Origin of the sequence: Acinetobacter sp. ANC 4173 (assembly GCF_004331255.1) — a bacterium.
Taxonomy (GTDB): Bacteria; Pseudomonadota; Gammaproteobacteria; order Pseudomonadales; family Moraxellaceae; genus Acinetobacter.
Genome location: NZ_SJOF01000022.1, coordinates 1 through 23,953 on the forward strand (window position 1 = coordinate 1; position 23,953 = coordinate 23,953).

General features: G+C 41.7%; 30 protein-coding genes and 1 pseudogene. 8 read left to right on the forward strand and 23 right to left on the reverse strand.

Annotated features, from left to right (window positions below):
• From E0H94_RS17470 to E0H94_RS17485, 4 genes are all read left to right on the forward strand, one after another.
• A partial coding sequence (locus E0H94_RS17470) for a CoA-transferase (protein ID WP_319922787.1) occupies positions 1 to 285 on the forward strand: 285 nt, incomplete at its 5' end.
• A gap of 453 nt (positions 286 to 738) precedes the next feature.
• On the forward strand, positions 739 to 1,950 hold the full coding sequence (gene pcaF / locus E0H94_RS17475; RefSeq protein ID WP_131327654.1) for a 3-oxoadipyl-CoA thiolase: 1,212 nt from the start codon (positions 739 to 741) through the stop codon (positions 1,948 to 1,950).
• A gap of 44 nt (positions 1,951 to 1,994) precedes the next feature.
• Positions 1,995 to 2,771, forward strand: coding sequence for a 3-oxoadipate enol-lactonase (gene pcaD / locus E0H94_RS17480; protein WP_131327655.1), 777 nt, complete (start codon positions 1,995 to 1,997; stop codon positions 2,769 to 2,771).
• Positions 2,772 to 2,873: 102 nt separating this feature from the next.
• Positions 2,874 to 3,263, forward strand: coding sequence for a hypothetical protein (locus E0H94_RS17485; RefSeq protein WP_131327656.1), 390 nt, complete (start codon positions 2,874 to 2,876; stop codon positions 3,261 to 3,263).
• 37 nt (positions 3,264 to 3,300) lie between these two features.
• Here E0H94_RS17485 and E0H94_RS17490 read toward each other — a convergent pair whose 3' ends face one another.
• Both E0H94_RS17490 and E0H94_RS17495 read right to left on the reverse strand, forming a co-directional pair.
• Positions 3,301 to 4,527: a CaiB/BaiF CoA transferase family protein gene (locus E0H94_RS17490; RefSeq protein ID WP_131327657.1), complete on the reverse strand. Its 1,227-nt coding sequence runs from the start codon at positions 4,525 to 4,527 to the stop codon at positions 3,301 to 3,303.
• A gap of 111 nt (positions 4,528 to 4,638) precedes the next feature.
• Entirely contained in the window at positions 4,639 to 5,853 is a 1,215-nt protein-coding gene (locus E0H94_RS17495) for an acyl-CoA dehydrogenase (RefSeq protein WP_131327658.1), read from the reverse strand.
• 232 nt (positions 5,854 to 6,085) lie between these two features.
• Between E0H94_RS17495 and E0H94_RS17500 the strand changes: the two genes are divergently transcribed.
• Together E0H94_RS17500 and E0H94_RS17505 are read left to right on the forward strand one after the other, a co-directional pair.
• On the forward strand, positions 6,086 to 7,054 hold the full coding sequence (locus E0H94_RS17500) for a LysR substrate-binding domain-containing protein (RefSeq protein ID WP_131327659.1): 969 nt from the start codon (positions 6,086 to 6,088) through the stop codon (positions 7,052 to 7,054).
• 18 nt (positions 7,055 to 7,072) lie between these two features.
• Positions 7,073 to 7,771, forward strand: a complete 699-nt coding sequence (locus tag E0H94_RS17505; RefSeq protein WP_131327660.1) for an SIR2 family NAD-dependent protein deacylase — start codon at positions 7,073 to 7,075, stop codon at positions 7,769 to 7,771.
• A 66-nt stretch (positions 7,772 to 7,837) separates the two neighbouring features.
• Here E0H94_RS17505 and E0H94_RS17510 read toward each other — a convergent pair whose 3' ends face one another.
• From E0H94_RS17510 to E0H94_RS17520, 3 genes are read right to left on the reverse strand one after another with little or no spacing between them, the layout of a single operon-like run.
• Positions 7,838 to 8,617 carry a glutathione S-transferase N-terminal domain-containing protein gene (locus E0H94_RS17510; protein ID WP_131327661.1) on the reverse strand — a complete coding sequence of 260 codons (780 nt, stop codon included), beginning with the start codon at positions 8,615 to 8,617 and terminating at the stop codon, positions 7,838 to 7,840.
• Between the two features lie 24 nt (positions 8,618 to 8,641).
• Positions 8,642 to 9,154 (reverse strand): ribonuclease E activity regulator RraA, encoded by a 513-nt coding sequence (gene rraA / locus E0H94_RS17515; protein WP_131327662.1) that lies wholly within the window; start codon positions 9,152 to 9,154, stop codon positions 8,642 to 8,644.
• A gap of 12 nt (positions 9,155 to 9,166) precedes the next feature.
• Entirely contained in the window at positions 9,167 to 9,832 is a 666-nt protein-coding gene (locus tag E0H94_RS17520; protein WP_131327663.1) for an NAD-dependent epimerase/dehydratase family protein, read from the reverse strand.
• A 215-nt stretch (positions 9,833 to 10,047) separates the two neighbouring features.
• Between E0H94_RS17520 and rpsT the strand changes: the two genes are divergently transcribed.
• Complete coding sequence (rpsT, locus tag E0H94_RS17525; RefSeq protein ID WP_016167735.1) at positions 10,048 to 10,314, forward strand: 30S ribosomal protein S20; 267 nt, start codon at positions 10,048 to 10,050, stop codon at positions 10,312 to 10,314.
• Positions 10,315 to 10,860: 546 nt separating this feature from the next.
• On the opposite strand, the gene E0H94_RS17530 is transcribed toward rpsT, so the two are convergent.
• The 6 genes from E0H94_RS17530 to E0H94_RS17555 all read right to left on the reverse strand — a co-directional run bounded on the left by E0H94_RS17530 (position 10,861) and on the right by E0H94_RS17555 (position 14,288).
• Entirely contained in the window at positions 10,861 to 11,595 is a 735-nt protein-coding gene (locus E0H94_RS17530; protein WP_131327664.1) for a phosphoglycerate mutase family protein, read from the reverse strand.
• Positions 11,596 to 11,647: 52 nt separating this feature from the next.
• Positions 11,648 to 12,505 carry a 3'(2'),5'-bisphosphate nucleotidase CysQ gene (locus tag E0H94_RS17535; protein ID WP_131327665.1) on the reverse strand — a complete coding sequence of 286 codons (858 nt, stop codon included), beginning with the start codon at positions 12,503 to 12,505 and terminating at the stop codon, positions 11,648 to 11,650.
• A 420-nt stretch (positions 12,506 to 12,925) separates the two neighbouring features.
• Entirely contained in the window at positions 12,926 to 13,396 is a 471-nt protein-coding gene (locus tag E0H94_RS17540; RefSeq protein ID WP_131327666.1) for a hypothetical protein, read from the reverse strand.
• A gap of 88 nt (positions 13,397 to 13,484) precedes the next feature.
• The gene (locus E0H94_RS17545; RefSeq protein ID WP_131327667.1) at positions 13,485 to 13,682 is read right to left on the reverse strand and encodes a hypothetical protein; all 198 of its coding nucleotides are present in this window, start codon (positions 13,680 to 13,682) and stop codon (positions 13,485 to 13,487) included.
• Between the two features lie 65 nt (positions 13,683 to 13,747).
• Complete coding sequence (locus tag E0H94_RS17550) at positions 13,748 to 13,975, reverse strand: hypothetical protein (protein ID WP_131327668.1); 228 nt, start codon at positions 13,973 to 13,975, stop codon at positions 13,748 to 13,750.
• Positions 13,976 to 14,072: 97 nt separating this feature from the next.
• On the reverse strand, positions 14,073 to 14,288 hold the full coding sequence (locus E0H94_RS17555) for a cold-shock protein (protein WP_131327669.1): 216 nt from the start codon (positions 14,286 to 14,288) through the stop codon (positions 14,073 to 14,075).
• 305 nt (positions 14,289 to 14,593) lie between these two features.
• Here E0H94_RS17555 and E0H94_RS17560 point away from each other — a divergent pair.
• Positions 14,594 to 14,677 (forward strand): annotated as a pseudogene (locus E0H94_RS17560) (IS3 family transposase); the annotation flags it as partial.
• A 157-nt stretch (positions 14,678 to 14,834) separates the two neighbouring features.
• Here the strand turns inward: E0H94_RS17560 and E0H94_RS17570 are convergent.
• The 12 genes from E0H94_RS17570 to E0H94_RS17625 are packed head-to-tail and all read right to left on the reverse strand — an operon-like array spanning position 14,835 to position 23,950.
• Positions 14,835 to 15,212, reverse strand: coding sequence for a hypothetical protein (locus tag E0H94_RS17570; RefSeq protein ID WP_131327671.1), 378 nt, complete (start codon positions 15,210 to 15,212; stop codon positions 14,835 to 14,837).
• Positions 15,213 to 15,214: 2 nt separating this feature from the next.
• Positions 15,215 to 15,508 (reverse strand): DUF6527 family protein, encoded by a 294-nt coding sequence (locus E0H94_RS17575; RefSeq protein WP_131327672.1) that lies wholly within the window; start codon positions 15,506 to 15,508, stop codon positions 15,215 to 15,217.
• Positions 15,509 to 16,024 (reverse strand): lysozyme, encoded by a 516-nt coding sequence (locus E0H94_RS17580; RefSeq protein WP_131327673.1) that lies wholly within the window; start codon positions 16,022 to 16,024, stop codon positions 15,509 to 15,511.
• Positions 16,011 to 16,286, reverse strand: coding sequence for a hypothetical protein (locus E0H94_RS17585; protein WP_227548671.1), 276 nt, complete (start codon positions 16,284 to 16,286; stop codon positions 16,011 to 16,013). The genes E0H94_RS17580 and E0H94_RS17585 overlap by 14 nt, the downstream gene beginning before the upstream one ends.
• A 60-nt stretch (positions 16,287 to 16,346) precedes the next feature.
• A complete protein-coding gene (locus E0H94_RS17590) occupies positions 16,347 to 16,577 on the reverse strand; it encodes a hypothetical protein (protein ID WP_131327674.1) in 231 nt (76 codons plus the stop codon).
• Positions 16,570 to 18,399 (reverse strand): hypothetical protein, encoded by a 1,830-nt coding sequence (locus E0H94_RS17595; RefSeq protein ID WP_131327675.1) that lies wholly within the window; start codon positions 18,397 to 18,399, stop codon positions 16,570 to 16,572. The genes E0H94_RS17590 and E0H94_RS17595 overlap by 8 nt, the downstream gene beginning before the upstream one ends.
• Before the next feature lie 12 nt (positions 18,400 to 18,411).
• The gene (locus E0H94_RS17600; RefSeq protein WP_131327676.1) at positions 18,412 to 18,807 is read right to left on the reverse strand and encodes a hypothetical protein; all 396 of its coding nucleotides are present in this window, start codon (positions 18,805 to 18,807) and stop codon (positions 18,412 to 18,414) included.
• Positions 18,804 to 19,100, reverse strand: coding sequence for a hypothetical protein (locus tag E0H94_RS17605; RefSeq protein WP_131327677.1), 297 nt, complete (start codon positions 19,098 to 19,100; stop codon positions 18,804 to 18,806). Before E0H94_RS17605 ends, E0H94_RS17600 begins: the two co-directional genes overlap by 4 nt.
• Complete coding sequence (locus E0H94_RS17610) at positions 19,097 to 20,416, reverse strand: hypothetical protein (protein WP_131327678.1); 1,320 nt, start codon at positions 20,414 to 20,416, stop codon at positions 19,097 to 19,099. The genes E0H94_RS17605 and E0H94_RS17610 overlap by 4 nt, the downstream gene beginning before the upstream one ends.
• 54 nt (positions 20,417 to 20,470) lie before the next feature.
• Positions 20,471 to 22,084, reverse strand: a complete 1,614-nt coding sequence (locus tag E0H94_RS17615; protein WP_131327679.1) for a hypothetical protein — start codon at positions 22,082 to 22,084, stop codon at positions 20,471 to 20,473.
• Between the two features lie 2 nt (positions 22,085 to 22,086).
• The gene (locus tag E0H94_RS17620; RefSeq protein ID WP_131327680.1) at positions 22,087 to 23,544 is read right to left on the reverse strand and encodes a hypothetical protein; all 1,458 of its coding nucleotides are present in this window, start codon (positions 23,542 to 23,544) and stop codon (positions 22,087 to 22,089) included.
• Positions 23,534 to 23,950: a hypothetical protein gene (locus tag E0H94_RS17625; RefSeq protein WP_131327681.1), complete on the reverse strand. Its 417-nt coding sequence runs from the start codon at positions 23,948 to 23,950 to the stop codon at positions 23,534 to 23,536. Before E0H94_RS17625 ends, E0H94_RS17620 begins: the two co-directional genes overlap by 11 nt.
• Positions 23,951 to 23,953: the final 3 nt, after the last annotated feature.

The window sequence follows — 23,953 nt, forward strand, 5'->3', positions numbered from 1 at the left end:
CCCGATGCGATTCCATCAGTAGGTGGAGCGATGGATTTAGCCGTTGGTGCTAAAAAAGTGTTTATCACTACCGATCATGTCACCAAAAACGGTGAACCGAAGATTGTGGCAGAGCTGACTTACCCAGCCACAGGACAAAAGTGTGTTGACCGCATTTATACCGACCTGTGTGTGATTGATGTCACTGCTGAAGGCTTAAAAGTGATTGAGAAAGTCGACGGTCTAAGCTTTGCAGAATTGCAGGCCATGACCGGTGCTCCGTTGGTGGATGCGACACAGGGATAATTAATCCCTCCCGACCTCCCTTTAAAAAGGGAGGAGTTTCCCCCTTTTTAAAGGGGGACTAAGGGGGATTCAAAGTCCAACAGCTCGTTTTGCTTGTTACTTTTTTAAAAAATGAGTGACAACGTCACGCAAGAAAAACTTTGTCATCAACAAAACCTGTTCACTATGGGCATCTATCCAATTGGATTGCAAAAACAATCCTGATCAGAATTTGAGTAGGTTGTTGATGACAAGCAAATGCTGGGAAAGAAATTTAAAACTGTATTTGCTCACATGGCTGGCGACATGGATGTCGCCTCGTTGCTCAGCACAACAGGGATGTTGTGTCTGAGTAACAAAGGGTTTTGTCACTTTTGCCCTATCAAAAGTGAGGCTTTGCCTACGCAAAGGAAAATGAATAAATCCATCATTTGTGGCAGTGACAACAACAGATTTCAAAATGGAAACGTAAGAATGAAAGACGCTTATATCATCGATGCCATCCGTACCCCATTCGGCCGTTATGCGGGTGGTTTAGCCCCAGTCCGTGCCGATGACTTGGGTGCCGTGCCGATTCAAGCCTTAATGCAACGTAATCCTAGTGTCGATTGGAAACAGGTTGATGACGTGATTTACGGCTGTGCCAACCAAGCCGGTGAAGACAACCGTAATGTCGGACGTATGTCGGCATTGTTGGCGGGTTTACCAGTTGAAGTTCCTGCCACGACAGTGAACCGTTTATGTGGTTCATCGTTGGATGCGATTGCGATGGCAGCGCGTGCCATTAAAGCGGGTGAAGCCAACCTGATTATTGCGGGTGGTGTGGAAAGCATGTCACGTGCACCGTTTGTGATGGGCAAATCAGAAACGGCTTATGGTCGTAGCCAGAAGATTGAAGACACCACCATGGGATGGCGTTTTATCAATCCGAAGCTGAAAGCCATGTATGGTGTAGAGACCATGCCGCAAACCGCAGAGAACGTGGCACAACAATTTAATATTGATCGTGCAGATCAAGACCAGTTTGCCTTGACGAGTCAACAGCGCACAGCAACCGCGCAAGCTCAAGGCTTTTTTAAACATGAGATCATCCCTGTAAGTATTGCGCAGCGTAAGGGTGATCCGATTGTGGTTGACACGGATGAACATCCACGTGCATCGACCACATTAGAAGGTTTGGCAAAACTGAAGCCAGTCGTCACAGCAGAAGGCACCGTCACAGCGGGAAACGCGTCAGGCATTAATGACGGTGCGGCTGCTGTACTGATTGCTTCAGAACAAGCGATTCAGCAATACCAGCTTAAACCACGTGCCAAGATTATTGCGTCTACGGCTGTGGGGGTTGAACCTCGCATTATGGGCTTTGCCCCAGCCCCTGCGATTAAGAAGCTCCTCAAACAAGCCAATCTCAGCATCGAACAGATGGACGTGATTGAGCTGAATGAAGCCTTTGCGGCACAAGCGCTTGCAGTGACCCGTGATCTTGGTTTGGCGGATGACACGACACAAGTGAATCCAAATGGTGGTGCGATTGCGATTGGTCATCCACTAGGTGCTTCGGGTGCACGTTTAGTCACCACGGCTTTAAATCAATTGGAACAAACCGGTGGAACCTATGCGCTATGTTCAATGTGTATTGGGGTGGGTCAAGGCATTGCAATGATTATTCAGCGGGTTGAAGGCTAATTGAGACAGATCGCTAAGTAAAAGATAATTTAAGGAATAACCGTATGCCTATTTTAACCACACCTGATGTGCAACTGCATTATCAAACTTTTGGTGATGCCACCAATCCTGCTTTGGTATTTTCCAATTCATTAGGCACCAATTATGGTATGTGGCAGCAGCAGTTTAATGCTTTAAAAGAGCAGTTTTTTGTGGTGTGTTATGACACGCGTGGTCATGGTGCTTCGTCTGCGCCTCAAGGTCCTTACAGCCTGCAACAGTTGGGTGAGGATGTGATTCATTTGCTGGATCATTTAAACATTCAACACGCTGCATTTTGTGGGATTTCTATGGGAGGCTTAACCGGTCAATGGTTGGCCATTCATTATCCTGAGCGTTTTAGCCATGTGGTGGTGTGTAATACGGCGGCTAAAATTGGTCAGGAGCAAGCGTGGTTGGATCGGGCGGCTTTAGTCAGATCTCAAGGTTTACAATCTATTGCGGACAGCGCAGCTTCGCGATGGTTTACAGATCCCTTTATCCAAAGCAACGCAGCAACGGTTGCAACGCTTTCAAACGACTTAGGTGCTGGCAGCCCAGAAGGTTATGCGAGTTGTTGTGAGGCTTTGGCTAAAGCGGATGTTCGGAAACAATTAAAGACGATTACGGTGCCTGTGTTGATTGTTGCAGGACAGCAAGATCCTGTGACAACGGTGGCGGATGCTGAGTTTATGCTGAGTCAGATTCCCAAGAGTCAGTTGGTAGAAATTGATGCATCGCATATTTCTAATGTGGAACAGCCAACGGCGTTTAATCAGGCTTTAAAACAGTTTCTTGTATAAGAATACCGCCCCAAAAGCCTCACATTGTTGAGGCTTTTCTTTGTCTAAAATGTTTGTTTAAATACCATCCACTCACTTCATAACATCTTAGAATTGATAAAAATGAAAAAATACTTTCTCGGTAGTATTCTTATGCTTTCGATCATGCCCGCTTTTGCAAATTCACAATTCGAAACCTACACCATCATTTATGGTGGCGGCGTAGATGATCTCGGACTCGGTTTAAAAGATCAGCAAGGAAAAGAATATCACGCCTATTGTAGCCAGCAATGTGGTGATTGGTTTGATTTTGATCAAGACTCACTGGGTGAGAAACTCAAAAACCAATACAAAGGTCGCCAAGCCGTAGTCGATCTGTCTTATGAAATTAATGCTGGACGTATTGTCGGGCCTGGTGATGAGGATGAGCTTTATTTTATAAAGAGCATCAAACTCATCGATTCAAATCAAAGAAAACCTTGGTTAAACTTTTTTGATCTCAAACAGAATTAAATGCCCTTCTAGATAATATTTTTAATAATTTATTTGCTTAGGCTATTTTACCATCAATCACACCCATACCTTTTAACAGCTGTAATTCATGTTCCGCCTTAAATTGAGATAACACAGACATGGTATGTTCTCCCAATTGTGGCGGTGCATGATGATATTCAACAGGTGTCTCTGACAATTTTATAGGTGAACCAATCATCTGAAACTCTGGGTTAAGCGGGTGTTGTATATTCACCACCATTTCCCGATGTTGAATTTGGGGTTCTTGTAAAGCTTCAGCAACAGAGTTGATTAACCCAACAGGGACTTTAAATGCATGAATCGCACTCACCCACGACTCTGCATTTTGCTGTAAAAAATGAGCAGCCAATAATTCAATGAGCACTTCACGGTGGCGCACTCGATCCTGATTTCGATTAAAACGCCCATCTTCCAATAGCGAGGTATAACCAATCGCAATACAGAAATCTTTAAACTGCTTATCGTTACCACAAGCGACAATAAATTCTTTGTCTTTCGCGCTAAAAGTCTGATAAGGCACAATATTCGGATGGCTATTTCCCATACGCTTTGGAGATACACCCGTAGTCAGATAATTCATGCCTTGATTGGCCAAACCTGCCACTTGAACATCCAGCAAAGACAAATCAATATGTTGCCCTCGTCCAATCTGATAACGAGCCAATAGTGCAGCCTGAATGGCAATCGTGGCATATAAGCCTGTTTGAATATCGACCACAGCGACACCCACTTTTTGTGCACCACACCCTGAATCTTCCTCTTCACCCGTAATACTCATCAGTCCAGACATACCCTGAATGATAAAGTCATAACCCGGTTCAGCGGCACGTGGTCCTGTTTGCCCAAAACCTGTGATCGAGCAATAGACCAGATTCGGATTAATGTCACTTAAAGTTTCATAATCCAAACCATATTTCTGTAACGAACCCGCTTTATAGTTTTCGATCACGACGTCTGCCGTTTTGACCATTTCATGCAGAATTGCCTGTCCCTCTGAGCGTGTAATATCAATCGCAACCGAATATTTATTTCTATTGGCTGACTGATAATATCCCGACTCACGAGTCAGTTCACCGTGAGCATCACGCATCCACGGCGGTCCCCACATGCGAGTGTCATCACCACATTGTGGACGCTCAATTTTAATGACTTCGGCACCGAGATCTGCCAAAATTTGCCCACACCATGGGCCCGCCAATACTCGGCTAAGATCCAAAACCCGAATTCCCTTTAACGCACCCATTATTTGCTCCTCAATCGTGCATCTTCGTTTTACTTTTGATTTTCAAAGATGCATTTGCCCTCAAGATGCTCTTTCGAGCACCACGATTTTGATCAAAATGATTTTTTTTAATTAGAATGCAGTAATACCCGTCTGCGCACGACCAAGAATTAGTGCATGTACGTCATGGGTGCCTTCATAGGTGTTCACCACTTCTAAATTGACCAAATGGCGTGCGACACCAAACTCATCACTAATCCCATTTCCCCCCATCATGTCACGGGCTAAACGGGCAATATCTAAAGCTTTACCACAGTTGTTACGTTTGATTAGAGAGGTTCCTTCAACCGATGCAATACCTTCATCTTTCATACGTCCAAAACGCAAAGCAACTTGCAACCCTAAAGCAATTTCAGTTTGCATATCAGCAAGTTTTTTCTGAATAAGTTGGTTTGCTGCTAAAGGGCGACCAAACTGTTTACGATCCATTGTATATTGATGCGCAGTATGCCAACAGAATTCTGCTGCACCCATCGCGCCCCAAGCGATACCATAGCGTGCGCTATTTAGGCAGGTAAATGGACCTTTCAAACCACGAATTTCAGGAAACGCATTTTCTTCTGGAACAAAAACGTTATCCATCACAATTTCGCCTGTAATTGATGCACGTAAACCCACTTTGCCATGAATCGCAGGTGCTGAAAGCCCTTCCCAGCCTTTTTCTAAAATAAAGCCACGAATGTCACCCACATGTCCTTCTTCAGACACTTCTTTTGCCCACACCACAAATACATCAGCAATTGGGCTATTGGTAATCCACATTTTCGCACCAGATAAGCGATAACCACCCGCTACTTTTTTAGCACGTGTGATCATGCTTCCTGGGTCTGAACCATGGTCTGGCTCAGTTAAACCGAAGCAACCAATGTACTCACCTGATGCAAGTTTAGGTAAATATTGCTGTTTTTGTTGTTCTGTACCAAATTCATGAATTGGCACCATGACCAAAGAACTTTGTACGCTCGCCATAGAACGGTAACCTGAATCTACACGTTCAATTTCACGTGCAATTAAGCCATAACTCACATAATTTAAACCTGCACCACCATATTGTTCAGAAATCGTTGGACCTAATAAGCCAAGTCCTCCCATTTCACGGAAAATACCAGCATCAGTTCGTTCATAACGGAACTGCTCCAATACACGTGGCATTAACTGTTCCTGACAATAGGCATATGCCGTATCACGAATCATGCGTTCTTCTTCTGTGAGTTGCTGCTCAATTAAAAATGGATCTTTCCAATCAAATTGCACACGTGCCGCTTTTGTATTCACCATTTGGTTCATTACGCATCCTCTGCTAGGTCTTGTTATCTGTAATGATGCTATGCTTGAACACAAAATAATTCAAACGATTAATTTGCATGCAGATATTCATAAAACGCATATCTTCTTTAATTTTTTCACATTAAAAAAACAATAAGTTGCTAAAAATAGCATTTCTACAGTATGTTCTTATGATGCAATCTACATGCTTTATGCACTTTTAAAATATCCTAATGACTGAATGACAAGGCTAATGAGAAGAAAAATTCCCTCTATGCAGAGCTTACTCTGCTTTGAATCGGCAGCTAAACATGCCAGTTACACGCATGCTGCTTTAGAACTGTCCATGACCCAAAGTGCAGTGTCACGTCAGATTCAGCAATTGGAAGAATTCTTAGATATTCAGTTGTTTACACGAACACGACATGGTATGGAACTGACCATTGCGGGTACACAATATTATGCGGCGATAAAACCCTATTTACTCGGTTTAGAAAAATCCACACAAGAAGTCATGGCACATAAAGGTTTAGGGGGGACACTTAAACTCGGTGTTGTGCCGACCTTTGCTACTCGTTGGTTATTACCAAAACTGCACGTCTTTAATATGCGTTATCCTGAAATTACCATTCATTTGGAAACCAGTACCAAGCCTTTTCTATTTAATGAACATATGTTCGATGCGGCCATTTATGCAGGAACACAACAACAAATTGAGCACTGGCCAAGCATCCAAGCCCATTTTTTAATGCATGAAGATGTCATCGCTGTTTGCTCGCCTTCACTTATTTTGCAACATTTCCCAAACGCTGAAAAACTCACCCCATATAGCTATCATTTAAACCCAGAGCAAATTACACAACTTCCTTTATTACAGCAAACCACACGACCTACTATTTGGCAGGAATGGTTTCAAGCCCATCAAATCGACCATCCTAGAGCCGACGAAGGACAACGACATGAGCTGTTTTCCATGCTTGCTGTAGCGGCATCGCATTCAATGGGCGTTGCTTTAATTCCGCAAATGCTGATTGAACAAGAACTAAAAAATCAAACTTTGGTGATTGCTAGTAGCAGTCCATTACCGAGTAATCGTGCATATTATTTGGTGCATTCTAGTCAAGCGCCATCAACTATTTTGAGCAAGTTTGTCGACTGGATTCAACATGAAGTAAAAATGATTTCAAACTTCACTCCAGTTGATACCCAGGCCCAAGAATAAGTAAACAATGAGGAAATCATGCAAAACTTAGTGGTATTTTCAGGTGCAGGTATGAGTGCCGAAAGTGGCATTCAAACCTTCCGTGATCACGACGGACTCTGGGAAAATTACAACATTGAAGAGGTCGCCACACCTGAAGCATGGGCAAGAAACCCGCAGTTGGTTCAAGATTTTTATAACCAACGACGTAAACATATTCTACATGCTCAACCGAATCGTGCTCATCAGCTGATTGCCCAATTACAGCAGCATTATCATCTCAATGTCATTACACAAAATATTGATGATCTACATGAACGTGCAGGTAATGACAATGTGCTGCATTTACATGGAAATATTCGCTTCGCCAAGAGTTCTGGACCCCATGCCGAATATGCAACTGAGTTTTTCCCTATAGAAGGCTGGGAACTTAATTTAGAAACAGATCGTTGCCCTTTAGGCTACGCACTACGACCGCATGTGGTCTGGTTTGGTGAGGCTGTACCGGCTTATGCCGAGGCACAAAAAATTGTGCAACACGCAGATATTTTTATTGTGATCGGTTCAAGTTTAGAGGTGTATCCTGTTGCAGGATTAATCCATGAAATTCCACCACACTGTAAAGCATATTATATTGACCCTAAAGCGCATCAACAAAGCATGCCTCTGCAGTATCAACTTATTGCACAAACCGCAACTGAAGGCATGCAACAATTATTCAAGCTATTGACCAATTAAACTAACCACTCGGATTAAGCGATTATCCATTATCTAATCCGAGTTCCAGTTTTTATACCTAGGATTCTAAGCACCATATTGCTTTTTAAGATAGTTGACGATTTTTGCCGACTCAAACATCTTTACTTGTGTATTTGGGTCAACTAAATATGGCACTTGAATATCACGTCCCATCAACGCCACCACCTTTTCACGTTTACCCTCTTTAATTGGGATATACTTTCCTGGCTTTAAGCGTAATACAGCAGGTCCCATATCTTGCCAGCGCTCTTTTGCCACATTATGGAATATAAATGGCAGCTCTAATTCCGTTAACACACTTCGAACGACACGGGTAAATGGACTCGCCTCAAACCCCCACAATTCAAGCAACTGTGGCGGTGCTTCACGGTTGACAATACGTTGATCCACCCGCACACCACGCGCACCATTAATAATGGTTCCAGCAAGTGCCATGATAGGAATTTTGGGATAATGTGCAAATTTTTTCGGTGTTTTCCCTGTTCTCCCATAATGTTCAAATAGATGATGAATAATGTCTTGGGACTCATACATCTGCGTTGAAGTATTTTCATCAATGAAGAAAGGAAATTGTTTTTTTCCACCTAATTGCTTTACGATTTGACGATATTTTGTTCCACCTTTTGGACATGGATAAACTTCATAATCCAAATTCAATAAAGTTAAAACTTCACGCACACGGCGACAAAATGGAGAACCTTCAAATTCATAGAGTTTCAATGATTTCTCTGGTTGCTTTGGAAATGCTGTACCAGAGACTCCTCGACCACCTTCCGCGAATGATGACGCCAAAGCCTGAATAACTTTTATTTGATGATTCACCATCTTTTGTCCTTATTTTTAATGGTCTTATAATTCGACCAATGGTTCTTTAGCCACCACAATGCCATTATTATCGGCATAAATGTAATCGCCAGATTGAATGCTTACTCCACCAAAATAGAGTGGAATATCCGTTTCGCCTATGCCTTTACGATTACTTTTTTGTGGAATTGCAGCCAATGCATGTACACCCAAATCCAACTCTGCGATGGCATCCACATCACGGACGCATCCGTAAATAATCACGCCATTCCACTGGTGCTTGACTGCTGACTCAGCGATCAAATCCCCCATGAGGGCACAGCGCATTGAAGCCCCCCCATCTACAACGAGCACCTTACCAGTACCTTCAGTTGCTAAAAGCTCTTTGACTCGCGAGTTATCTTCAAAACATTTGACCGTCACCACCTGACCACCAAAGGTTTTACGCGCACCATAACTTTTAAAGAATTTACCATCCATCGATGGGGTAACCACCTGAAGTTCTTTTTCAGGGTTATCATCCAATAAATCACAAGTTACAAAAGGAACAGTTGCCACATCATTCTCCATTTATTTGGCTTTTTGTATGCGTAAATTATCATAAATTTCAAACTTTTCAGTTTGATATTGAGCTGCCACGACCATAGTATGAGCCACTTGTTCCGCAGTCACTGGCTTATATTTAAAAGAATCTGGAACCAAATGCGACATCTTTTGATATAAACGCTGAGTAGCACCTTCTAGCAACCGTTGTTCTGACCGTTCCCCTAGCAATAAAGAAGGTTGTAGTATTGACGTCTTCGCTAAAGCCAATTCACGAATATGCTGTTCTAACTCGCCTTTAACGCGATTATAAAAAATTGGGGACTTCGAATTGGCACCCAGTGCGCTGACCAACAAGTAATGCGTTTCCAATCCTTCAAATAAGTCCGCAAAATGTGCATTTATCTCATAATCAATATTATAAAACTGTGCTTTTGAGCCTGCTTTTTTTAAAGTTGATCCTAAACAACTAAACGCATGACTATGACCATGCACATCTTCATCATTTAGTAACAAAAAATCTTCCAGTACAAATTGATGGACTTTTTCCAATTGACTTAACTCGACATCATAGTGTCGAACCACCGCAGTAATTTGCTCACAACTACTTAATTCATTTAATTGTTTTATTAAGGCCCGGCCAACAAGACCTGTCGCGCCGATCACCATTGCATTTTGAATCGAATTTATCATTTTTTGACCGTTCTCCATGGTTTATGGGTAATCTAACGTTTTCTTTAACATTTTTCTGCATCTAAAATGTTGTCAAAGCATGTCAAGACTTGACTTCGTGGTCGTGTTTAATCAAAATATGCCACTTGTTTACGGGCTGGTGATAGTTCTACTGATGTTGGTTTTCAGTATGAATTACAGCCCGCCCAGACCAATCTAATTCAAGGAGTGCACGAGTGGCAAACTCTGCTCAAGCAAAAAAACGTGCTCGTCAAAACGTTAAAGCACGTAAACACAACGCAAGCTTGCGTTCTATGGTTCGTACTTACATCAAACGCACAGTAGCTGCTATCGCTGCTGGTGACCATGCTGTTGCTACAGAAGCTTACAAAAAGGCTGTTCCTGTAATCGACCGTATGGCTGATAAAGGCATCATCCATAAAAACAAAGCTGCTCGTCACAAGAGCCGCTTAAATGCACAAGTTAAAGCGTTAGCTAACTAATTTGTTGTATTAAAAAAAGCCCATCTGGGCTTTTTTTACATCTATAGCTTTATAATTCAACGTATAAATTCTAACAAGATATCAAATACACTCTCCATTTCTGATTCGCGCCATTAGTACATGAATTTGAATCAACTACATGCGCTTGCACAAATTGAACCATGCCCTGAAATGAACCCATTAAATCAGAACAAATGACACGGATTGAAGACACTGCATCATAATCATAAAAGCCTAAAGCATGAGCATCCACTACATCTTTGGTGGGTTCTGGATATTGAGGTTGACTGGATGTCGTGGTATTTGTTGAAGATCCCGAATTATTAGCCCCCTCACTAGAGCCGCCATCTCCATCACATGCTGACAATAAAATAGATGCGATACATAGACTTAAAATATGTAGAATAAACCATTAAAAACATGATCTTAGGATCTATTATATAATATTGTATTATGTTTTCGACGAATCTACGCCACCCTATGCAGGACTACACATATAAAGAACTATTCAGCCAGATAAAATAGAATATATCGGAATTTCTGATTCTAATGATGTTGTTTAAACTGTCGAATATTTAATTCGTGTAATTCACCACGCCAAATCCATTTTAGTTTTGAATCTAAAAACTCATCGCCTTCAAACCAAACAAATAAACCTTCCATCATTTGTGGCCAGTCTTCTTGAGTAATTACATTTCGACCCGAAATTACAGCAATAATTGCAGCAATAATTGTATCGTGACTCACTGCTAAGCTAAGCCCATTATGCTGCTGTGGATGCGTGTTATAAATTAATTCAAGCACATCGACCACACCTCGTATGGGGTGTTTCATGCCAGGTAAAGCATTATTTACAAAGCTGTTGATAAAGCCTAAAGCGCCCTGTTCACGGAAATAAGGACCTGCCTGTTTAATATCAAGCACAAAACTTCCCGGCTCAACCAAGAGTCCTTGCTGCACTATTTCAATATGATGCGTATTATTTTGCAGGCTGATTGAATCCGCCCCTTGAATCATTAAAGCAGCAGTATCTACACAACGCTGAATAGGGCTAGAAATACAATGCTGAATAATCCGATCGGTCTGAGCAATTAAGTGTCCTCCCCATGCTTGTGCCAAATCACGCCCTTGTGGTGTTAGCTGTAAATCATAACCAGCCAAGCCTTGCCCACTCACCATTTCACGAATGGAATGACGTGTAAATAATGTGACTGGAGTATGCGTATCTGGCAATAAATCTATTGCTTTTAACATACTATGTGGGAGTCGTTCTAATGCCATAAGACCATCATTCTTCCGTCGAGTTTACACTATAACATTTTAATTGTTTTGCTCAATGCTTACTCTGCATTGCTGCAAGTGCTTGTAATGCGAGTTTTTTCATCTCTACATTTCGATAAGCAATAAAACCACCATTCAACAGGGTCTCTCGTTGATTATATACAAATGGCCGCCCTCTAAAATCGACCAATCCACCACCAATTCGCTCAATTAAACATTGTCCTGCACTGGTATCCCATTCACTGGTGGGGTGAAAACGGGGGTAAATATCCACCTTATGTTCTAAGATCATACAAAATTTATATGCACTGCCCGCCTTAAACACATCATAGCTAGTCATATCTTTCAACACATCTAAATACGCCGTATATTCAGACTTATGCTGTGAACTCTGACTTAGACCTATATGCACTGGCGTAGCCATTGAGCGTTCCAATTCATACATATACCACTGCTGCGTACTTAGATTTAACTTAAATGGCATCCCTTGCAGAGGACAAAAGTACACGACCTGTTCAGCTGGAATGGCCAATACTGCAAAAACCGTATGTACACCTTCAACCAAACTTAAATTGATGGTGAATTCAGGACGCTTATGTAAAAATTCTTTGGTTCCGTCCAATGGATCGAGCAACCAAAACCGATGCCATTGCTGACGTTGATCATATTCACCTTCTTCTGACAGTAAAGGAATATCTACAGATTGCTGTGCCAAAGCCTCTGCAATATATTGGTTCACTCTAAAGTCTGCTTGCGTAACAGGTGAATCATCATGTTTCTTCGTGATATCAAACTGTTCACCAGCACAATATCGTTGATATTCTTCTCGCAAAATTTCACACGCTTGTGTCACAATGGGCACAAGCTGCAAGATCATTGCATCTTGCGGTGCCGTTGTTGTTTTAAACATAGATCACCTTATATATGTCGAACTTTTCTCAAAAACCACCAGTCATTTTTGATATGGATGGTTTAAAAAGCAAGCTATTGTTTTAATTAAAAATAATTCAATTAAAATATTTTATCTGATTTTTATGTACACGCTTTTGTACACTTTGAAAAATCTGCTATTTACATTATAGCTTGATGGGAATAAAAAAATGAAAACATAGATCTACTTCTACATCGAACATACGATCAAATATGGTGAATCATTCTACAAAGAACTTGGTTTGAAATATAATTTTGTGGTTTGTAGTAAGATACGAAGCTAATGATTGGCCATGTTATGCCTATATAACAAGGCACATATGATTATTATAAGTACATGCCGCAATAGACTGAAGCTTATGCAAAGTGGATTGAAAAATTAAAATCACTTACGACATAATTATTCAATTTCAGAATCAGATAGGTCTTTGGAAATATTAAGGTTAATTTTAAAATTTTCATGTAAACCCTCTTTGGACCAATCACCGTATATTAAAGCCTGCACATTGATGCCCGAGTCTTTGGATAAATTATTTAACTTTAATAATTTAGTGAATTTAACTGCATCTTCTTCAGAAAGATAGCCTAGCCTCAAGTCATTCACTAGGACCATTACTCGGCATTTATTATCTTGATTACTAAAATCTCTTACTAAAAAGGCTGTAACTTCTTTTTCTACAGAATCGCCTAGTTTAGGACCAATTATTTCAATAAAAGCCCCTTGATAGGGTGCGCCATTCATAATTTCATGCTGGAATTTATTTTTTTTAATATGCTTAAATTTGCCTGATAACTTGAAGTTTTCGCTTGAGTTCACCATCACAAAAAAAGTAATGGCTATGATGAGCAAAAAAAAGAGTAATAACCACATTGTCTGCTCTTTGCATGAAATTGTGGGTTGACATTAATCATATCACTAAGAGCGTAAAAAATTCATGCCCATCAACACAAATTATTATTTATATAATTTTAAAAATTTTTCCACTTAAAGTACTTTGAAAAAACATTTCAAAACTAGGGCGAATATCTTCACCATCAACAGTGATATGTTTTATATTCGAATGACATTGCGTATTGGCAAACTGTTGATCCACTGTTGCTTGAATCGTTTGCTTAACTCCAAACTGATCTTTAACGCAAAGACTGTGTTTAAACATATATATATCCTCAATAAAATTGTATTAGAAAAACTTAAATTTATGATGCTTATTAATTATTATCTCTAAGAGACTTTATGGGTTAATTTAAATAATTGATTTGGAGAAGCGTAAAATGTACGGCCATCCAAATTCAAATCAACCTCGATCCCAGATTCCAGCAGAACTCTTTTACCCACTTCAATTGGTTTAAAACCTTGACGTGTATTCTGCATTTTATTGAGGGGAATTAATGAAACAATAATTTCAGTACCATTTGTAGATTTTGCAATTAAATCATTTATTTTTAACAACTTACATCCTATTTTTTAGAGATCTTTTACTTTTGAAAACAAATTTCAAAGTATAAAAAAGCACTCGTAAGTGCTTTTCACCACTGCTTATTATTACTTAGATAGCAACAATATTTACAGCATTCGGTCCTTTTTGACCTTCAGTTACGCTGAATTCGACTTGCTGACCTTCATATAAGGTTTTGAAACCTGAACCCGTGATTTCTTTGAAATGAGCAAAAACATCTGGGCCAGATTCCTGTTGAATGAAACCAAAACCTTTCGTTTCGTTAAACCACTTAACAGTACCTTTAACAACATTTGAGTTTGACATAATATATCCTACTAATTTTTAATAATTTTTAGTCATTTTATTGACTGATTATAACTTTGAAATAATAAAGAATGAGACTTAAAATCTGAAAAAAACGAAGGATTATGAATAAAACTGCGATACTTAAAGAAGATTTACCGAAACAAGACTTTTTTCTAGTTAAGTTAAATATACACTAAAAATAGAAATAATCAAGTTTTTAAATATATATATTTATTTTCCTTATAAAAAAATTAAAAATTTATAAAAAGTTTATTTAATTCAATATCATATGATTATTTAATCGTGTTTATGTGGTTTCATCATATTCCAACCATGAAAGAATCAAGGTTAAATTAAAAGGACTGAGTCCTGTACAGTACAGAATTCAGCCCTTAAAAGTCTCTTAATATCTTGTCCAACTTTTTGGGGTTAGATCACTTGAGAGCTTTCACAATAGCACCATGTTTCGCCTTACAGTCATTATATTTAGCGACTGTATCAATCGACCAAAGCAAAACTTCTTTACCTTGTCCAGACTCTAACTTTTGCAAATCTGCACAAGGCTCAAGGAGGTTCGCTGGAATCGTTGGCGATAAGTGAGTTGATTGCTGACACCCCGTCAACGTCAAAACACACATTGTTATACACAGGACGATCAATGATCTTTTGCACTTTACGTGTAACTTGCTCGACTTTGACACGCTGCTTTGATTTTTCTGTTTCATAATCTGTGCTCACTTTATTAATTTGATCTTGTTTAGTTGCTAGGGCTTTTAAGTGCTTCTGTTCGATCTCTTGAATTTTGGCGATGCACTTCGAATCCGCATCTTTCAACTGTCCCGCCAAGTGATTGCTGTATGCAATTTGGAACACCCATAAAACAAAAAGGACCGCAAATGCGATCCAGTATTTGAACTTCCATAAGGCTATAAGTATTGGCATCATCATTCCTCTACTTCTGGCAAATCAACTGTTTGACCTGCTAACCCATGATGGCAATCAGATAAGAATTGAATTTTTCCATCCGTCACAAATGAGTGGCATTGACTAGGATGACCTTGATTCACCATTAAACTAGGGCTAAATGTTGGCTTCTCTAAATTTCCATTAAAGCTCCAGTGAATTTTATGTTTCTGATCAACATGAAATGGATGTAAGGTTTTACATCCAGGGCATTCAATAAAATAAATACCATTCGACTCAGGCAAGACATTGCTTACTTTCTTAAATTCACTCATCTACTGTGCTCCCATGCATTTCGAATGACGCTCAACCTGCCGAGTCCAAACGCCATAGCAATTATTGGATCGAATAGAGCAATCCAGTTTTTTCTTACCTTTGCTCACATATTTCCACATCAAAAGAGACTTACACGCCTGCACGTACTGCCCTGCTTTCAAGTTACGAAGCATGGAAGATTGATTCCAATTGGCTTGACCAAAGTTGTATGTGAAGTCGAGATACAGGTCATATTCAACCTGCGACAACTTCACGCCTTGGAGAGACTTCCGAAAAGCTACTTCATCTTTGGCCACATGCGCTTTTGCCCACTCAATCGCAGTCTTGCGTGTGATGGATGGATCGGTCATTTTGATAACTTGGCCATCAGGTTTAATTGTTGAGCCAATGCCTTGGGTAATCACCCCACCACTGTCTTTGTATGGTTTTGCTGAGTAACCCTCTTTCATTTCTAAAGACGTAAAAAAAGCAGCCGAAGCTGCTAATCCCATCACCCAGTATTTAGTCTTTGACATAGCACTCCCCATTTAATTTGCGCTTTTCTAGCTCATGTATTTCTTGCTCACGCTGATCTTTACGTTTCTGAAATTGGCGATTCGATAGGAAATTCATAAAGCTGATAATCAAACCAGCCAGACCAATCCCAACACCAACTAAAAATCCCCAGTCCCATGTTGCCGCCCAAGATACAAGTGTTACCCCTGTTCCTGTGTATGTCGTCACTTTTCCTGCTACTGCTGTTGCTGTTTCTGTTGCAACTACACTACTTTCAGACATGTCCTTCCCCAAATTTTTGACATAAAAAAACCGCTTAATGCGGCACTCATTTATTTTCACTCAAACTTCAATATTCATAACTTCACCAGTCGGTGCACTCCTTACAATTAATTGCCCTTTCACAAAGACTCGGCTACCCATTTGAAATACCGTAGCAGCAGTACAGGCCACCAACCCAGATCCATCAACAACCAACACCTTATAGTTAGGATGCTCAGCCGTCTGAACCGTACCCACAAACTCAGACTCTTTCGGAATGAGATCCAGCAAGCGCTTATATGCATTACTCATGATTGACTCGCTCCACTGTGACGGTCTGAGTGACTTTGCTATAAGTAAATGAACCACTGATAGAATCTACAATCCCCCACCATTCCGCATTAAATGCCAGAATGTCTGCAGGTTTGCACTGACCAACTTCTTGAATTAAAGGCATGCTGAAAGTATGCGTCTCAACCATTCCCGCTTTGGCCAATGCTGACTTGCCATAACTCCCCATCACTGATGCCGATGTGAACAATTTGTTGTTAACCGTTTCTAGCAGGACATCACCACTGGTATCAGTGCGCTTTACCAGCCCCGTAGCACCTGTTTTGTCATTCGTGAGGCTAATGCCGTTATAGTCTGGGTAAGTCTCATAGTCAGTAGATTGCTCAGTGACAATTGATTCTGACAACAGAATGTCGTAATCATCTAGACTCATCGAATCCCAAAAGGTTTTCTTATAAAGTGGCTTGATCGTAATCGCCTGACTATTCGCTTCGCTATATACAAAACCACCTGCTGCTGCAGCAATTTCCTGAATGGCTTTTATGGGCGTCAAACCTGAATAGCTGAAGCTTTCAGTTGGAATAATCCAACCCAATGCATCGATCAATTGCCAGTTCAAACCGAGATCAGGATAAGCAGATCGATCAATCTCAGCCTGTGCCAGTTGTACTGACGTACGTTCATTTTCTTGTAAAAATGCCCGAGGGGGTGAAGATGGTGAATCTAGCAAAGCCGATGGACTGCGACCAGTTAAAGTATAGGTTTTTTTGACAAGCTGCCATGATCGCATGCGGTTCTCAAGCAACATCAAATGCTCAAAGCCGTTGACCATAATTTTCAAGATGACGGGTTGCCCTGCGACAGGATCTAACTTAGAAAGTTCAAATGCTGGAATCACTAAGGTATATGACCAGCACCAACTTTGCCGATCAGTACGATAGTTCCCGCTCAATACTTTAATGTTTTGCCCATTATCAAGGCGCGTTACGCTAATTTCATTCACGATATACCACCATGGTTTTGCTGCAAATGCAGGAATACAGTCATCTACGCCAAAATTCAGAATGACGTTGTGTGACTCGACATCTGTACAGAGACAATTGAAAGCCAGATCAGTATTGCTGACGTATTCAGGGATTTCAGGTGCTGGCCATGGTTGAATGGGATGTTTGCGATAGTGAATAGGTTTTGCGTTATCCCATTCAATTGAATCGAATGTCGTCAGCTCTAAACCCTTATCCCACTCAAAGCCATAGCGCACTTCAGACTGCTGTGCCACTTCATGACTAAATGTGATCTGCTTACGCTTTCGAATTAATTCTTCGTAATGAAGTGTGGATTCAATGCGCAATTTCACACTTTCATTCCAATCAAGTCGCGTTGAAGTTCTGATTCGCTTGTTTTCCTGCCAAATCGCTGAGCAGTTTTGTAGCAAAGATTGGCTTTGCTGAAAGACCTGTTGAATGCTTTGGCTGAGCACTAAACTGTTATTAAATCCAGCCAATGCAGTATTCGAAAGTGTTAAACCCCGCTCAAAAATAAAGGCGCTGTTATGCGCCTTAAATATGGGTTTTGCCCAGAGATAAATTTGATCCACCCTGATCGGTGCTGCCTTTTGATACTGGAAAACCGGATAATGCGACACACCGAGCACAAAATTGATGTCAAACAATGCATTAATTGCACTCAAAAAACTGGTATCAATTACCGCATCCAAGGTTGCTGTTATGGCAACAGGCTCGGTGCCAGAATCAACACCGAAGTTTAATTCTGTGCTACCTGTGGTCAGATCCTTAAAATTGAGAACAACATTATCGCCAGATGGCGGTGTGTAGTTTGCCACATGGCCACCTCATCAGGTTGATGGTCTAAAGGTGATTGAATCAAGTTTTAATGTGCTGCCAAGTGCTAAATCGGCAGTGCTTGGAATGATGTCCGTACCAACCAAAAAGTCAGCAACAACAACCCCATCGCCATTGAATAGCCGCGCCCATATTGCTGTTCCAGTTTTAATGATCATTCCGGCATCCGTTAAGTCAAATGAAATGCCATCAGCATTAACAGATAGCAGGCTTGGCTTTGGCAGGGTTAATGTCACCAGTTTTGCACTATCATTGGCGGTAACTGCTGTGCTTGCTGGTTTGGCATCGTCATAAAAAACAAAGGTAGCATTTGCGCTACCTTGATCGATGTAGTTGTTCAGTGCTTGCAACTGAGCAAGACCAGCGGCTAAAGATGGAATTACACTCATTTTGGCACCACGCTATCTTGAATCACTGCGTTAAATTGCTGCTTTTGGTCAAATGCCACAACAAAAGTTTTTAAATTGGTATTTAACCCTAAAAACTGATAATTACCATTTTGGTCGGGCTTGCGTACAGCAATTGGCTGTAAATTGGCTTTGTTGTACAGCACTAAAGTTGCATCTTTATATTGCTGACCCAGCTTTTTCACTGACCCTGCAACTTTCGCAATCACAGGGCCAGTATTAATATTTTGAAGTAAATTTGATGATGGTCCAGCTTTTCGAGCACAAGGTTTCATTCAATCTCTCCAAGATAAAATATAGGGCTCCCGATAGTTCCAGAGTCATTGATGTATATCCCATCCGCTACGTACATTGAAGTGTCTGACAGGATTGGAGTTGCCTGTGCGAGTGCACCATAGTTCTTACCATTGTAATAGACGTGTTTCAAAGTGCCACGCAAATAGTTCTGCTGATCTACCAAAGGTATTTGTAGTGCAGCTAGATTATTGGGTGAGTATAAATTACTGTTGCCACTACGAAAGTCTGGCATCTGTGGAGTGGCATAAACGTGGTCAGATATACGAACAGCCTCATTAAACTGAGGTAAAAAGCATCTACTTATAGCTGCACCAAGAGCAAGAGGTAACCCACCATGAGGTACGGTTGAGCTTAAAGCCACAGTTGCACTTGCAGCCGCCCTGTACAACGTAGTCATTAAGAACCAGTTTGGAACCACATCGTTCTTATGAACAGTATCAAACAACCCGCAACCAGAGAGCATTTTTAGGGTTGTTGAGGTATCAGACGGTCGTATGAAATAAAAAGCGTCTTTATCCCCTACAATTGTGAATACCCGATTACCCACCGCCTGATTGGAGATTTCGATTGAAGCGTTATTTACTGAGTTAGATCGAGTCCAAAACCACTTAGACCACCCCCGCGTTACCCCTGTGCCAGTACCAGTTATATCAAAATTAAGAGCTACATTAGCTGCGGATAGGGGCAGTTGTAACTTAGAGGTATCAGTGTAATCATCAATATGTGTCATATTTTCGATTAAACCAACCATAGCCGCTTTACAGTAGGCAGAAGAGTAAACTCCGGTTACACCGTCAGGGCTAGTTAGGCTCTCATCCACCCTAATAAATGGATGTGCTGCAGATGGATTCTTAGCTCTGTAAACGCGCTTTACATCATTGGTATCACGGAAAACTATGTCATAGCCAAGTGAAGCCAGCTTTGCTGAACCAAGACTTGAAATATTGACAACTGGTGGATTATCAGCAGTACGTACAACGCCTTTTAAAATTAGCTGATTATTTGCTGGAACTCCCTTGATGCGATATTTGCCATTAATTTGTCGTGAGACTCCATCAACGCTGACATCAGCAAAGCCAGATAATTCTATAATCTGAAACAGCATGCAGTTATGTACCGCATATAGACTAAGCGTAATATCGCCCTGAGCATCAATTGAAGCATTGGTAATTTGCGTTAAATCAATACCTGTCACTAAAGCCTTATCAAGTAAACGGATCAAATCCCCCCAGTTATTGCCTAAAACCAAGCCATTCAGGTGGCTAAAATATTGAACATTTACATCTGTCGCCATAATTCTTTACTCAATAAAAAGACCGCAAAAAGCGGCCATAGCTGAATTAAATATTTAAATCACGCGGTCAATATCACCACGGAACATGATTTGGAATTGATCAGACACGATCGTCGGTTCCGACTGTTTTACTGTACGGATACACCAGATCGGGAAATTCGCGGCAATGGTATTAAATCGCAGCACATTGCCTGAGACCCAACCACTACCCCAACCTTCTTTTTTCACTGTGAAATAGGGTGCATTCGTCACTGGATTCAACGGTGCACAGTCTGTGTTTATGCTGCCTGTCCCGATCTGGCCTGAATATTCTCCAATGATTCGGAAGTTTGTAGTATCAGTAAAGACCAGTGCCCATCGTTCCTGAATTGCACCCTTATTGGTGATTTGAATCGGATATAGAGAATCATTGTAATTGGCAGATAATGCCGCACCGCTTGCTACATCTGCCCACACGCTGCTCCAAGTTGTTTGTGCAAACTTTTTCGTGTAGCGGGATTGCATATCACCTACCACCAAGGCAGAGCCGACAATCGAATCAGCAGCCGCATAGTTATGTGTTAGCGGTTTGGTAAAGGTAATCTGGCCATTAATCTGCACATCATTGATCAATCCCATATCCTGATAGCGGTATCTGGCAACCAGTGGCGCTGTAAGTGAACCAATAGCGAAGTCACCACCCAGCGTCACGCGGCCATAGTCATAATCCACTGTATATGCAGTGAATGGAACCTTAGCCCCCAGACTGTCCTCTAACTCACACCACGAAATGCGTTGGTCATTCAGATTATATGTTTGTCCTGCAACATGACTTGGCAAGATTTGCGACTTGGATGCACTGATGATGCCGATGTCACCGATACGGAATACCGGCACACGACCATCCAGTGGCAAGCGAGTCGCAGATAGGCCAAGAATGTCGGAATCCAATGGGATATAAGTGTAGGCGATGGCGTTATAACGGATGGAATCCGCTGCAATCCATTCCGGCACATCAATGTAGGTCTTTCCGGAATCAGAATATTCCAGCGGAATGTCATACCAAGGATAAGCTTCTATCGTGGCCCGGTTGCCTGCGGTAATCTCAGTTTTAGTGTAGAAATAAATATCCACAAAACCTGTATCATGATTAATTTTGCCATGTGCCTTAGTTGTTTCAATCACACCTTGCGCATTGCTGGTTAATGTTGCCTGCCCACCATTTAAAAATGACACCACCACACTCAAAGAACCAGGACGGATTGGAATAGTTGGCGTTCTGAAACTGATATGGTTCACTGGCGGCAAATCCGTGGTTGTCGTCAATGATTGCAAGGTCAGCGCATTGTCCACGCTTGGCGTCCAGCTGTTCAGCTCAACCAGACCAGTACCATATTGCACAGAACCAGATGCGGTACCACTCCCTGTTGCTGGGTCAATATTTCGGTACAGCGTGCTGCTGCGGTCAATAAACACATCATTGCCCAGCTTGAAACGCACCGAGCCAGTCAGGATCTGCTCGTTAAAGCCGTTAGTCAGGTCAAACTTGAGCGAATCCGCCGATACCTGTTTTACGCCTGCGTTAACGCCAGAACTATCACGGTATTTGACTCCAATATTAGTATTGGTGACTGCTTTTAATTGAACGGATGATGATGCAACACTTGAAGTTTGTGGATAGAAAGACATAATTACCCCGCCACATAACTGACAGATTGATAAGAGGTGTTATAGATGGTCTGGTTCAGCACTGGAGTAACCTGAACAGCACCCGTGGCGTAGGTAATCGTGCCTTGCACCGTGCCAAGTCGGTCCACCAGATTGCCAGTAGTGCCATTTACTGGGACATCCGTCAGCGTCACCACCCCAACCAGACTATGCTCAATATTCGCTACTGGGATGGATAGCTCAACACTGTTTGGCTGAATCGCTGCGCCTGTGCCAATGCTGAAACTGAGCTGTCCTGCCGATGGTGTGACGTTAGATGCGGTCTGTGTCAGTGCCGTGCCATAACTGTAATTGATGGTGAATACTGTAGCCTTTTGCGGCAGCTTGTTCGGCACAATGCGGCCAGTACCAGCGGCATAGTTAATCGTTCCTGTAGCATCACCAGTGAAATGGCCCTGCGCATTCGATGTTGCTGTCTTAGCCACACCATCCAGTGTCCACGAAACAGTCACGCTGCTGGCTGCAATCCCCGCTTGCAACAAATCAAACTCAATCGCAGCTGGCAAAACCGCCAGATTGGCGCGTTCGAATGTAGTAATGGGTGAGCCCCACAACAACAGGATCGGTGTGTCCACATCAGGCAGAGCACCTGCAGTCAGCAGCCATGAGCCTGTTGTGTAATTGATCGTACCCGCGCCATAAGAATCACTTGAGCCTTTTAGCTGGCCGTTGCCATTGTCTTTCAGCGTGTAGAACTTGCCTTGCGACATATAAGATACTGTCAGAGAACCAGGTGCAGGAATTGGCACAAGCACACCAGTCCAGTTAATCGTGGTGGATTTATTGCCGTTGTACCACTGCAAAGCCGACAGGCCAACGAAATCCCGATCTAAAGGGTTGTTCACATCGTAGGTTGCCATCTTGTACTCAAATGGCTGGTTATTCACTACCAGAATTGCAGTGCTGGTTTCAACCTTGGTAATGCGCAGATACTGCTCTTGCTGGTTGGATAGGCCCTCATTCGAGATCAAGACAATCGTATCCCCAACATTAGCTTCGACTTCCTGCTTAAACATAGCCACCTGAATGACTTTCATGCCTTTCCACAAAGTGTCCAGCGGAATACCTGCAGTCTGCCCACCCTTCGCTAAATAATTTTCCACCCGGTTCTGTGCAGCCAGACGCTCATCTGTCCAGTTTTCTGTACTAAACAGTAGTGCCGATACGTTAGGATCTTGTGGGTTTTCCGAGATAAATACCGTAGCACCCATCAAAGCATCAGTATCGTTAGTGGTCACAGCAGGAAAGATTTTACGCATCGACACGCGACCCATGGTACGGTCCATCTCAGATACATCATTGAATAAATTGTTACTCTGTCCATCAGCAATGACTTGCCCAGAGTATTTTCCACCACCATCATCTGTATCGGTTAAGCGTTCGGACTTATATAAAACTAGGTTATTGGTCTCAATTGGCATCGCTTAACTCCACAAATCTTAAAGTGACGTTGTAATACTCGTCTTCCGACACAGAGGGAATCTCTTTAACAGGTTGGGCTTCTATCGCGGTATCTTTATGCCGAAACTTCACATCAAACTCTCGAGCATCATTTAAATACTCAAATTTCAAAGTAAAGAATTCATCTTGGAGTAGAGACCAATCTTTTAAGCGACTCACAACATGTCGTTTTAACCAAGCCATATTCTTATCGGCCGTTAAAGAGATTGGCCGACCAGATTTCCATTTCCCTTCTTGAATGATTGGAGTGCCATCTATAGCAGGCTCAATTATTTGCTCAATGCCATTCCAGTCAAATTCATCCGACCATAAAAAACCGTCACTCAAGGTGACGGTTTCGTTTGTTGATTTGCGTATTAGTTTCATTGT